This window comes from Streptomyces sp. NPDC004721 (assembly GCF_053601495.1).
In genome coordinates this window covers 125,174-136,341 of record NZ_JBSGBZ010000023.1, presented here as the reverse complement: position 1 = coordinate 136,341, position 11,168 = coordinate 125,174, and the positions used below count along the sequence as shown (strand labels likewise).

Sequence of the window (11,168 nt, the reverse complement as noted above, 5' to 3'; positions counted from 1 at the left end):
ACACCAAGCACGACCCCGAACGCGCCCTACGACGCATCACCCGCCAGGCCAACGCCCTCGGACTCACCGTCCGCTTCGAACCCATCGGAGCCTGAGGACGCCACCCTGACTGCTTCTATTTTCGGACCAGCCGTGCTCGACGATCGTGCCGGTCAGCACCGGCGCGTCCTCCCGTTCGACGGCGCCCACCGTCACCTGGACCCCGCCCTCCCGCCGCCACATGCGGATGCGCAGGGTCTCGCCCGGGTACACCACCCCGGCGAAGCGCGTGGTGCAGGACCGTACGCGGGTCACGTCCCCGTCGAGCAGTGTGTCGACGACCGCCTTGAGGGTCATGCCGTAGGTGCAGAGCCCGTGCAGGATGGGCCGGTCGAAGCCGGCGCGCGCGGCGAACTCCGGGTCGGCGTGCAGCGGGTTGTAGTCGCCGCTCAGACGGTGGAGCAGGGCCTGGTCCTCGCGGACCGTCCGCTCGACGGTGCGGTCCGGCTCGCCGGCCGGCGCGGCGGGGCGGGCGGAGGGACCGCGGTCGCCGCCCCAGCCGCCCTCGCCCCGGACGAAGATCTCCGCGTCATCGGTCCACAGCGGGCCGTCGCCGTCGGCGACCTCGGTGCGCATGACCAGGACGGCCGCCGCGCCCTTGTCGTACACGGCGGCGATGCGGCTGGTGGCGATGGCGGTGCCCGCCACGGGGAGAGGGCGGTGCACGGTCAGCGACTGGCCGCCGTGCAGGACGCGGGCGAGATCGACGTCGACGCCGGGCATGGACAGACCGCTGATCACGCCGGGCGAGCCGCCGCCGGCGACGGTGGCGAAGCTCGGCAGGACGTGCAGCCGCGTCTCCAGGGTGTAGCGCAGCTCGCCGGGGTCGGTGGCGGGCAGGCCCGCCCCGATACCGAGGTGGTAGAGCAGGACGTCCCTGGGGCTCCAGGAGATCTCAGCGGTTCGGGGTTCGGCCGCGAGGGCCTGGGCTGCGTCGATGGGCATGGGTCTCCGGAATCAGAGTCTCCTGGCGCTCTCCTGTATAGCCCAGCGCTGTTCGACTGTGAAGGTGCCTGACACACCGTCAGATCGATACGAAGCGGATCGGCCGGCCATGACATTTGTCCTGCCGGATTCCGTACAAGCGCATCTGCCGGGCGCGGCACGGGAGTTCGTAACGTCGTAGGCATGACACACGTCGCAGACATGACATGGGCGGGGCGTGCCGTGTCCTTCACACGGGCGGTCAAGGCCTTCGGCGCCGTGCGCGCCGTCGACGGCGTCGGCCTGACCATCGAGCGCGGCGAGACGGTGGCCCTGCTCGGCCTCAACGGCGCCGGCAAGTCGACGGCGATCTCGCTGCTGCTCGGCCTGCTCCCGCCCGACGCGGGCACGGTCGAGCTGTTCGGCGGGCCGCCCGAGCGGGCGGTGCGCGCCGGTCTGGTCGGCGCCATGCTCCAGGAGGCGCGTGCGGTGCCCCGGGTCACCGTCCGCGAGCTGGTGGCCTTCGTGGCCGGCCGCTACCCGGCGCCGCTGCCCGTCGCCCGCGCCCTGGAGCTGGCCGGGATCGCCCACCTGGCCGGACGGCGGGTGGACCGGCTCTCCGGTGGCCAGGCACAGCGGGTGCGGTTCGCGGTCGCGGTGGCCGGCAACCCCGCGCTGCTGGTGCTGGACGAGCCGACGGCGGCCCTGGACGTGGAGGCGCGCCACGCCTTCTGGGACGCGATGGCGGCCTACGCGCGCGGCGGTCGCACCGTGCTGTTCTCCACGCACTACCTGGAGGAGGCCGACGCGCACGCCGACCGGATCCTCGTCCTGGACCACGGCCGGCTCGTCGCCGACGGCACCGGCGAGGAGCTGCGGCGGGCGGCGGGCGGCGGCCTGGTCGCCTTCGACCTGGCCGGGCGGGGCATCGAGGGCCTGGAACTCCTGCCCGGCGTGCGGTCGCTGGAGGTGCGCGGGGACCGGGCGCGGCTGCGCAGCGACGACCCGGACGCGACCGTGATGGCCCTGGCCGGGCTGGGTGCCGTTCGAGGGCTGGAGGTCGCACCGGCCTCGCTGGACGACGCCTTCCTGGCCCTGACGGGCGCACGGGCAGCCACGGGATTCGAATTCGAAGGGGAGGCGGCGTGATGCGCGACGTACTGGACTACCTGCGGCTGGAGGTGCGCCGCACCCTGCGCGACACGGGCTTCGTGATCGGCGGGATCGCGATGCCGGTGATGATGTACCTGCTGTTCACCAACCTCGGCGACGGCGCCGACCGCGGCTGGCGGACCGCCTCCATGGTGGGCATGGCCGCCTACGGCGCGGTCGGCTCGGCCCTCAACACCGGCGGCGGTGTCGCCGAGGACCGTACGGTCGGCTGGCTGCGGCAGCTCAGGGTGACCCCGATGACCCCGCGCCAGGTCGTCGCCGGGCGGGCGCTGACCGCCTCGGTGACCGTGCTGCCCGCGATCTGCGCGGTGCTGCTGGCGGGCGGCCTGCTCAACGGCGTACGGCTGACGGCGTGGCAGTGGGCGTCGGCGGCGCTGCTGCTGTGGCTGGGCTCGGTCCCGTTCACACTGCTCGGCCTGGGCAACGGCTACGGGCTGACCGCGCAGACCACGGGCGTCGTCAACATGGTGTGCAACCTGGGGCTCGCGGTGCTCGGCGGCCTGTGGTTCCCCGTCGAGCTGTTCCCGCACTGGCTGCGCGCCCTGTCCGGGTACACGCCCACGCACGGAATCGCCGAACTCGGAGTGTCGGTCGCGGAGGGCCACGCCCCGGCGGCGGGTGCCATCCTCGTACTGGCGGGCTGGCTGTCGCTGTTCGGTTCGTACGCTGTGCTGTCCTACCGCCGTCATGCCGGCAAGGTCTGATCGGGGAGCGCGAACATGAACTGGTCACGCAGGGTCTCCTGCCGCGTGGAAGACGGGATGGGGCACGGGGTCGGGCAGGAGTCCGAGCACCCGGGGCCGCCGCCCACCGGCTTCTCCCTGCTGCCCTGGCTGCTGATGGGGATGGGCGCCTTCTCCAACCTGTTCCAGGGCAAGGCCCCGAACCCGTGGATCGGCGGCCTGGGCCTGCTGGCCTTCAACTCGCTCTACATCTATGTGGTGTTCCGTGCCTTCCACAAGCGAACGCGTACGGCTCGCTCCACCCGCCTCGCGCTGCTGCTGCTGTTCCTGGTGACGTCCGCTCTGGCCATCGGGTACGGCGGCACCTGGCTGCTGTTCCTGCCGCTGTTCGGCCTGGCGACGGGCGCGGCCCTGCGCGGGCCGCTGCTCGGCCGGATCGGTGTGGGTCTTGGCCTGTTCGCGGGGGTCGTCGCCGGGCTGCGCGAGGGCTGGAACGGGATCAACATCGGTTACGGCACGTTCCTGTCGACGGTGGTGACGGCCGTGATCCTCAGCCTGTCCGACGCCGTGCGGGAACTGCGCGCCGCCCGGGAGGAGCTGGCCCGCCGCGCGGTGGAGGAGGAGCGGCTGCGCTTCTCCCGGGACCTGCACGACCTGCTCGGCCACACGCTGTCGGTGATCGTGGTGAAGTCGGAGGCGGCCCGGCGGCTGGCGCCCCGCGACATGGGGGCGGCGCTGACCCAGATCACCGACATCGAGTCCGTCGGGCGGCAGGCGCTCACCGAGATCCGCGAGGCGGTCACCGGCTACCGCGAGGGCGGCCTCGGCACGGAACTGGACCGGGCCCGCTCGGCGCTGAGCGCCGCCGGCATCGAGCCCGTGGTGCGCCGGTCGGGCCCTCCGCTGACACCGGGCGCCGAGGCACTGCTGGGCTGGGTGGTGCGCGAGGCGGTCACCAACGCCGTACGGCACAGCGGCGCGAGCCGTTGCGAGATCAGCGTCACCGGCACGGCCGAGCGGGCACGTCTGACGGTCGTCGACAACGGGTACGACGCGTCCGCCGGGCCGGCCGGGGACGCGGACCCGGCCGGGGTGGGCGGCACCGGTCTGAAGGGACTGACCGAACGCCTCGCGACGGCGGGCGGCTCGCTGCGGGCCGGCCCCTCGCCCCGCGGCGGTTTCACGGTGACCGCCGAAGTGCCCGTGGACGGCGGGGAGCCGGTGGAGGACGGCGTCCGGCTCGGCTCGTCGTCGAGGTGACCCCTCCGCGCACCCGCGCCGCGGCGCGCCGAGTCAATACCCTTGGCCCGTGAACGAGATGCCCGGGGACCGCCGGCCCGCCCAGTCCATCCGCCTCCTTCTCGCGGAGGACCAGCAGATGATGCGGGGCGCGCTCGCCCTGCTGCTCGGCATGGAGGACGACATGGAGGTCGTCGCCCAGGTCTCGGCGGGCGACGCCATCGTGGACGCCGCGCTGACCCACCGCCCCGACGTGGCGCTGCTGGACATCGAACTGCCCGGGATGAGCGGTCTGGACGCCGCCGCCGAACTGCGCGAGCAGGCTCCCGGCTGCCGGGTGCTGATCCTGACCACCTTCGGCCGGCCCGGTTATCTGCGCCGGGCCATGGAGGCCGGGGCCGGGGGCTTCCTGGTCAAGGACGGGCCGGTGGAGGAACTGGCGGCCGCGATCCGCCGGGTGCTGGCCGGGGAGACGGTGGTCGACCCGGTGCTCGCCGCAGCCGCCCTCAGCGCGGGCCCCAGTCCGCTCACCGCCCGCGAGTGCGATGCGCTGAGGGCCTCCGCCGACGGGGCGACGGTCGCCGACGTCGCCGCGAAGCTGCACCTGTCGGAATCCACCGTCCGCAACTACCTGTCCGCCGCGATCGGCAAGACCGGCACCCGCAACCGCACGGAGGCCGTACGGGAGGCCCGCCGCCAGGGCTGGCTGTGACCCCGCCGCCCGGACGCGCCCCGGGCCTTCGCTACCCCGGCTCCCGCCGGAACAGCCCCGCCCACAGGAACGCCTCCCCGAAGTACGGCGATCCCTCCGGCTCGTCCCGCATCCGGCGCAGTTCCACCTCGGTCAGGTCCGCGAAGATCCGCCGCAGCGACTCGGGCGTGTAGGCAAGCCCGCCGTGCAGTCGGGAGGTGCGGTACAGCTCCGCGTCGGACAGCTCGCAGCCCATGGCTCCGGCCGCGAAACAGGTCAGGGCCAGGTGGCCGCCGGGGGCCAGGACCCGGTCGAGCAGGGCCAGGTGGCTGATCCGGCGGTGCGGCGGCAGATGGTGGAAGCAGCCGGAGTCGTACACCAGGTCGTACGGGCCGGTGAGGGGCGAGCCGGCGGAACCGAAGGCGTCCTGGCACAGGAACCGCACCTCGGCTCCCGTCTCCCGGGCCCGCTCCCGGGCCCAGGCGATGGCCTGCGGCGACAGGTCGACCGCGTCCACCTCGAAGCCGCGCTCGGCGAGGTACAGGGCGTTGCGCCCCGGCCCGCACCCGAGGTCCAGTGCCCGGCGGCCGCCGATCAGCCCCCGCTCCAGCCACTCGACGAGGCTCTCGTCCGGCTTGTCCGCGAAGAACGGCACCGGACGGGTCCGGTCCGCGTAGAACCCGTCCCACCACCCGGCCGCGCCACCGGTCCACCGGTCGGCGTCCGGCGCGAACAGCCCGTCCAGCAGCACCAGCACATCCTCGACCGTGCGCATGTCCCGCTCCATACGGCCCCCTTCCGTATTCGACGTGCTCGAATGGCCCAAGTGGGCCCAAGTGGGCCAATTCTAGGGTCGGGCACCTCGAAAGCCCAGGTCAGCGGGTGTGCTCGGGCTGCTGCGGGATCGCTGTCCGGGCGGGTGCCGGGCCGCGGCGGGCGCCGGAAGGACCTCCACCCCCGGCCCGGTGCGAAACTCCGCCCGCACCCGCGCCCAGGAGCCGGAGAAGGGCTTCCACGGCCGGGCCGGCAGGGTTTTTTCCTGCATTCCCCCGGCCCGCAGGCCGCCTGACAGGCGTTCAGTTCCTCACAGAACGGTCAAGAAATCGTTAGTACGCCAAAGCATCGGAATAGTTGCCTCGGCCTACGGGGTTGACCCAGCGCTCGTTCCGCACGGATGACCGCACGCTCCACCCTCACGGCCCGGAGGCCCCACTCGATGACGCTCACGACGACCGGACGGCCCGAACGGAGAGCGAGCGGGGCCGTCGTCCCGGTGCTCGCCTTCGCGGGGATCGTCGTCGCGGTGATGCAGACCCTGCTCGTCCCGGTCATCAAGGACCTGCCGCAGCTGCTGGACACCTCGCCCAGCGACGCCACCTGGGTCCTGACCTCCACCCTCCTGTCCGGCGCGGTGGCCACGCCGATCATGGGCCGCCTCGGCGACCTGTACGGCAAGCGCCGCATGCTGATCGCCAGCCTCGCCGTGATGGTGGTCGGCGCGCTGGTCAGCGCGTTCACCTCCGCCCTGCTGCCCATGATCACGGGCCGCACGCTCCAGGGCTTCGCGATGGGCGCGATCCCGCTCGGCATCGGCCTGATGCGGGACATGCTGCCGCGCGAGAGGCTCGGCTCCGCCATGGCGCTGATGAGTTCCTCGATCGGCGTCGGCGGCGGTCTCGCCCTGCCCGCCGCGGCCATGGTCGCCCAGCACACCGACTGGCACACCCTCTTCTACGGCGCCGCCGGCCTCGGCGTCCTCTCCATCGGCCTCACCCTCCTCGTCGTACCGGAGTCCCCGGCACGCGCCGAGGGCTCCTTCGACCTGCCGGGCGCGCTGGGCCTGTCCGTCGGTCTGGTCCTGCTCCTGCTGCCCGTCACCAAGGGCAGCGACTGGGGCTGGTCGTCGCCCACCACGCTCGGCCTGTTCGCCGCGGCCGTCGTCGTCCTGCTCCTGTGGGGCCTGATGGAGCTGCGCGTCGCGGCCCCGCTGGTCGACCTGCGCACCACCGCCCGCCGCGAGGTGCTGCTGACCAACCTCGCCTCGATCATGGTCGGCGTCAGCTTCTACGTCGTCTCCCTCGTCCTGCCCCAGCTGCTCCAGCTGCCCTCCGTCACCGGCTACGGGCTCGGTCGGTCGATGGTCGTCGCCGGTCTGTGCGTGGCCCCGCTGGGCCTGACCATGATGTTCACCGCGCCCGTCTACGCCCGCCTGTCCGCCCGCTACGGCCCGAAGGTCACCCTGATCATCGGCCTGATGGTCATCGCGGTCGGGTACGCCGCCGGCCTCGGCCTGATGAACGCGGCCTGGCAGACCGTCGTCATCTCGGTGGTCCTGGGCGCCGGCATCGGACTGGCGTACTCCTCGCTGCCCGCGCTGATCGTCGGCGCGGTCCCGGCCTCCGAGACGGGCGCGGCCAACGGCCTCAATACCCTGATGCGGTCCATCGGCACCTCGGTGTCCAGCGCCGTGATCGGCATGGTGCTGGCCAACACCGCGCACCACACCGGCGGCCTCGCGATCCCCACCATGCACGGCTTCCGCGTCTCCTTCCTGATCGCCACGGCCGCCGTCGTGGTGGGCCTGGCGCTGGCCCTGTGCCTGCCCCGGCCGAACCTCTCGACGGGCCCGCGGCTGCGCGCGAGCAGCGAGGAGGACGCCAACCTGGCGCGGGCCGAGGCGGTCCTGCGCGGCTTCCGCGGCCGGGTCCTGGACGCCGGCGGCACCCCGGTCGCCCGCGCCAAGGTCACGCTGATCGACCGCCGCGGCCGCCAGGCGGGCGCCACGCTCTCCGCCGAGGACGGCAGCTACGCCCTCGCGGTCCCGGCCCAGGGCCCGTACGTCCTGGCCGCCCGCGCCGCCGGGCACGGCCCGCACGCCAGCGCGGCGACCCACCCCGGCGAGGACCACCCGGTCGACCTGGACCTGTCCCTGCCGGGCGAGTCGGTCACCGCCTGAGGCAGTCGTACGCCTGAGAGATATGCCACCGCACCCCCTGTCGCCCGCGCGGCAGGGGGTGCGGCAGCATGGCGCCGGAACGGATGCACCACCGACCGGAAGGACCCCCATGCCCGCGGCACCCGAGCCGAAAGTCCTCGCCGCGTTCGAGGCCGCGAAGGGGTTCATGCCCACCGACGAGGGGCTCGCGCTGTACGCGGCGGCCGTGGCGGCCGGGCGGCTCGGGCTGCCGCTGCTGGAGGTCGGCACGTACTGCGGGCGCTCGACGATCCTGCTCGCCGACGCGGCCCGGCGGGCCGGGGTCACCGCGCTCACCGTGGACCACCACCGCGGCAGCGAGGAGCAGCAGCCCGGCTGGGAGTACCACGACCCGGAGACGGTCGACCCCGAGATCGGGCTGATGGACACGCTCCCCACGTTCCGCAGGACCCTGCACCGGGCGGGTCTCGAGGAGCACGTGGTGGCGCTCGTCGGCCGCTCGCCGCAGATCGCCGCCCTGTGGAACACCCCGCTCGGCCTGGTCTTCGTGGACGGCGGTCACACCGACGAGCACGCCGGCGCCGACTACGAGGGGTGGGCGCCGCACCTGGCCGAGGGCGGGCTTCTGGTCATCCACGACGTGTTCCCGGACCCGGTGGACGAGTTCACCGGGCAGGCCCCGTACCGCGTCTACCTGCGGGCCCTGGAGTCGGGCGCCTTCACCGAGGAGTCGGCGGCCGGATCGCTGCGCGTACTGCGGCGAACCGAAGCAGGCACCCGCACCCGCCGTTAGAGTCGCAGACGTGTCGTACACAGGCCCCGACTTCGATGTCCCGCAGCCCGAGCGCCCCGGCCGCCTCCGCCGGGGGCTGCTGACCGTCTCCCTCGCGGCACTGGTGCCCGGCGCGCTGCTGGGCTGGCTGGTGTACGAGGCGGTGGGCGACCCGGGCGGCGGCTCGGACACGGCGGCCCCGCCCTCGGCGACCGGCTCCCCCTCGGCGTCCGAGGCGCCCGAGGCGTCCGAGGGGGCCAAGGCGTCCGAGAAGCCGGTGCCGCCCTCCTCCCCCGGTCGGAACGGCAAGGAGGCCGACCGGTCCCCCGCCGCCTCCGGCCCGCTCAAGGGCAAGGTCGTCGTCATCGACCCGGGCCACAACCAGGGCAACTTCCGGCACACGGCGGAGATCAACCGCACGGTGGACATCGGCACCAACCGCAAGGAGTGCGACACCACCGGCACGTCCACCAACGCCGGTTACACCGAGGCCCGGTTCACGATGGACGTGGCCCACCGGCTGCGCGCGCTGCTCGAGGCGCAGGGCGCGACGGTGAAGCTGACCCACGACGGCGACTCTCCGGCCTGGGGCCCGTGCGTCGACGAGCGCGCCCGGATCGGCAACAACGCGCACGCGGACGCCTCCGTGTCGATCCACGCCGACGGAGCGGCGTCCGGCGACCGCGGCTTCCACGTCATCCTCCCGGGGGCCGTGCACGCCGGCTCCGCCGACACCCGACCGATCGTCTCCTCCTCCCGCGATCTGGGCGAGCGCATCGCGGGCAACTTCGTGCGGGTCACGGGCGAGGCGCCGTCCAACTACATCGGCGGCGGCACCGGCCTCGTCACGCGGAAGGATTTGGGCGGTCTCAATCTGTCAACGGTTCCCAAGGTGTTCATCGAGTGCGGCAACATGCGCGATAGCAAGGACGCGGCATCGCTCACCAGCGGCAACTGGCGGCAGAAGGCGGCAGAGGGGATCTCTGAGGGAATCGTGAGTTTCCTGCGCGGGTCATGATCAGGGCACTCATCCCGGCGGACATCGCGGCCGTACGGACGATAGTGTCATCCGTACGATGAGGCGCCACCCCCGCGCTTCGCACCGCGGCCTGACGGCGAGATGGTGACAGCGACGCCTCCACCGACGAGACGACGAACCAGAAGGACCTGACGTGAATATCCGCTCCCTCACTCGGGGCGACGGCGTGGTGATCGGAGCAGCGGTGTTGCTGTTCATCGCGTCGTTCCTCCACACCTACTCGAGCTACCTGACCAGCAACGCCTGGGACGCGCTCGGGCTGGGGCTCGGCGTCTACATGGGCGGAGTGATCGGCGCCGCGTTGATCGTCGTCAACCGGTGTCTGCCGCAGCCCCGCAAGGTGGCGGGCCTGGACCTGGGCGCGGTGGGAGTGGCGTTCACGGTCCTGGTCGCGTGGATCATGTTCTGGAACCTGGTGGACGCTCCCCAGGTCGGCGCGGGCTCCGGCCTGATCCTGGGCTTCATCGCGGCCCTCGTCCTGGCCGCCGGCGCCGTCGCCACCCCGCTGGTCCCGGCCCTCCAGGCCGCCCTGATGCCCGCGCCCAGGCCGACCGCGCCGCAGCCCTACGGCGGACAGCCGCAGGGCGGGTACGGCTACCCGGGCGCTCAGCAGCCCTTCGGCGGGCAGCCGCAGCAGAACCAGCCGTCGTTCGGCGGTGGCCAGCCGCAGCAGGTCCCGCAGGGGCAGCAGCCCGCGGCCGCCTTCTCGCCGTTCTGGTTCGCCGTGCCGGCGCCGCGTCCGCTGTTCGCGGAGGACGGCTCCCCCGCGCCGATCGCCGAACTGGCGCCGGGCGTGTGGTACCTGGCCGTGGAGCAGCGCGGTCAAGGCCTGCTGACCGAGATGCAGGACGGCCGCCGGGGTGTCCTCCAGGACGCGTCCAACATCCAGCGCGGCTGATCCGGCCCGCCGGACCCGCGCCGCGGCCCCTCGCCCTCACAGGGCGGGGGGCCGTTGCCGTGCCGCACGCGAGGCCTGGACCCGGCAGGCCGTCGGTGAACAGCCCGGAACGGCTCCTAGGAGCCGTGGATGAGCTGCGAGTGGGTCGGCACCTTGTTGTGGACCGGGGCGCCCGCGCTGCTCCCGGCGCCCTTCACCTTGTTGATGACGTTGTTGTAGTCACGGACGGCCGAGGTGTCGCCGTGGCGCAGCTTGGAGGGCAGGGCCTTCAGGTCGTTGATGGCCTTGTTGAGCGGGGCGAGTGCCTTCGACAGCAGGGGGTCGCCGTGGGCGTTGCGCACGGCGGCCTTGAGCCGGTTGTACGTGAAGGCACCGGCGAGGGCGGCCTTGATGAGGGTGCGCCTGCGGTGGGGAGCGCCCTTCTTGAACTTGCCCTGCTTGTACGGTTTCACGATCCACTCGTAGGTGGCCCCGGCCGCGAGCGCCGCGTTCGCCACGAACCGGGTCTTGGCGAAGTGCTGCCTCTCCGCGGGCGTGGTGGGGCTGGGCTTGGCCGCCGCCACGGCGACCGTCGGACTGCGTTGCGGAGTGCTCTGGGCGCCCACGGCCCACCCGGTCGAACCGGCGAGCAGGGCGCAGCAGAGCGTCAGCGCCAGGGCGAGGCGCCGTATCGGTACGGGCACGATGTCCTCCCGAACATGTTGCTCCGGGTGTTGTTCAGGAGGTCCGTGTGATCCCGGGTGGCCGTGCCGAAACAGTGCACTGGAGGTACCCT

The 11,168-nt window shown here is 73.1% G+C and carries 11 protein-coding genes; 8 read left to right on the top strand and 3 right to left on the bottom strand.

All coding sequences use genetic code 11. The features are described from left to right. Positions 1–63 precede the first annotated feature (63 nt). A complete protein-coding gene (locus tag ACWEK3_RS22340; protein ID WP_453250417.1) occupies positions 64–984 on the bottom strand; it encodes a MaoC/PaaZ C-terminal domain-containing protein in 921 nt (306 codons plus the stop codon). A gap of 183 nt (positions 985–1,167) precedes the next feature. On the opposite strand from ACWEK3_RS22340, the gene ACWEK3_RS22335 reads away from it, so the two are divergent. The 4 genes from ACWEK3_RS22335 to ACWEK3_RS22320 are packed head-to-tail and all read left to right on the top strand — an operon-like array spanning position 1,168 to position 4,770. Then, positions 1,168–2,112, top strand: coding sequence for an ABC transporter ATP-binding protein (locus ACWEK3_RS22335; protein WP_453250416.1), 945 nt, complete (start codon positions 1,168–1,170; stop codon positions 2,110–2,112). After that, positions 2,112–2,840: an ABC transporter permease gene (locus tag ACWEK3_RS22330; protein ID WP_450541062.1), complete on the top strand. Its 729-nt coding sequence runs from the start codon at positions 2,112–2,114 to the stop codon at positions 2,838–2,840. The genes ACWEK3_RS22335 and ACWEK3_RS22330 overlap by 1 nt, the downstream gene beginning before the upstream one ends. Positions 2,841–2,897: 57 nt before the next feature. Further along, on the top strand, positions 2,898–4,079 hold the full coding sequence (locus ACWEK3_RS22325; protein WP_453250421.1) for a sensor histidine kinase: 1,182 nt from the start codon (positions 2,898–2,900) through the stop codon (positions 4,077–4,079). Between the two features lie 58 nt (positions 4,080–4,137). Further along, positions 4,138–4,770 (top strand): response regulator, encoded by a 633-nt coding sequence (locus ACWEK3_RS22320; RefSeq protein ID WP_450541117.1) that lies wholly within the window; start codon positions 4,138–4,140, stop codon positions 4,768–4,770. Positions 4,771–4,801: 31 nt separating this feature from the next. Here the strand turns inward: ACWEK3_RS22320 and ACWEK3_RS22315 are convergent, their stop codons facing one another. Further along, entirely contained in the window at positions 4,802–5,536 is a 735-nt protein-coding gene (locus ACWEK3_RS22315; RefSeq protein ID WP_450541060.1) for a class I SAM-dependent methyltransferase, read from the bottom strand. A 429-nt stretch (positions 5,537–5,965) separates the two neighbouring features. On the opposite strand from ACWEK3_RS22315, the gene ACWEK3_RS22310 reads away from it, so the two are divergent. The 4 genes from ACWEK3_RS22310 to ACWEK3_RS22295 all read left to right on the top strand — a co-directional run bounded on the left by ACWEK3_RS22310 (position 5,966) and on the right by ACWEK3_RS22295 (position 10,393). Further along, positions 5,966–7,705 (top strand): MFS transporter, encoded by a 1,740-nt coding sequence (locus tag ACWEK3_RS22310; protein WP_450541058.1) that lies wholly within the window; start codon positions 5,966–5,968, stop codon positions 7,703–7,705. Positions 7,706–7,814: 109 nt separating this feature from the next. Continuing rightward, positions 7,815–8,477, top strand: a complete 663-nt coding sequence (locus tag ACWEK3_RS22305) for a class I SAM-dependent methyltransferase (protein ID WP_383057542.1) — start codon at positions 7,815–7,817, stop codon at positions 8,475–8,477. Between the two features lie 10 nt (positions 8,478–8,487). After that, positions 8,488–9,474, top strand: a complete 987-nt coding sequence (locus ACWEK3_RS22300) for an N-acetylmuramoyl-L-alanine amidase (RefSeq protein ID WP_453250415.1) — start codon at positions 8,488–8,490, stop codon at positions 9,472–9,474. A gap of 154 nt (positions 9,475–9,628) precedes the next feature. Continuing rightward, a complete protein-coding gene (locus ACWEK3_RS22295; protein ID WP_450541053.1) occupies positions 9,629–10,393 on the top strand; it encodes a hypothetical protein in 765 nt (254 codons plus the stop codon). A 116-nt stretch (positions 10,394–10,509) separates the two neighbouring features. Here ACWEK3_RS22295 and ACWEK3_RS22290 read toward each other — a convergent pair whose 3' ends face one another. Beyond that, positions 10,510–11,076: a hypothetical protein gene (locus tag ACWEK3_RS22290; RefSeq protein ID WP_384424886.1), complete on the bottom strand. Its 567-nt coding sequence runs from the start codon at positions 11,074–11,076 to the stop codon at positions 10,510–10,512. Between the last annotated feature and the right edge of the window lie 92 nt (positions 11,077–11,168).

What these genes read in the sequence shown, in the direction of transcription:
- ACWEK3_RS22330 (WP_450541062.1), top strand. Translation starts at nt 2,112, where the DNA reads ATGCGCGACGTACTGGACTACCTGCGGCTGGAGGTGCGCCGCACCCTG.
- ACWEK3_RS22335 (WP_453250416.1), top strand. Translation starts at nt 1,168, where the DNA reads ATGACACACGTCGCAGACATGACATGGGCGGGGCGTGCCGTGTCCTTC.
- ACWEK3_RS22310 (WP_450541058.1), top strand. Translation starts at nt 5,966, where the DNA reads ATGACGCTCACGACGACCGGACGGCCCGAACGGAGAGCGAGCGGGGCC.
- ACWEK3_RS22320 (WP_450541117.1), top strand. Translation starts at nt 4,138, where the DNA reads ATGCCCGGGGACCGCCGGCCCGCCCAGTCCATCCGCCTCCTTCTCGCG.
- ACWEK3_RS22315 (WP_450541060.1), bottom strand. Translation starts at nt 5,536, where the DNA reads ATGGAGCGGGACATGCGCACGGTCGAGGATGTGCTGGTGCTGCTGGAC.
- ACWEK3_RS22325 (WP_453250421.1), top strand. Translation starts at nt 2,898, where the DNA reads ATGGGGCACGGGGTCGGGCAGGAGTCCGAGCACCCGGGGCCGCCGCCC.
- ACWEK3_RS22340 (WP_453250417.1), bottom strand. Translation starts at nt 984, where the DNA reads ATGCCCATCGACGCAGCCCAGGCCCTCGCGGCCGAACCCCGAACCGCT.
- ACWEK3_RS22305 (WP_383057542.1), top strand. Translation starts at nt 7,815, where the DNA reads ATGCCCGCGGCACCCGAGCCGAAAGTCCTCGCCGCGTTCGAGGCCGCG.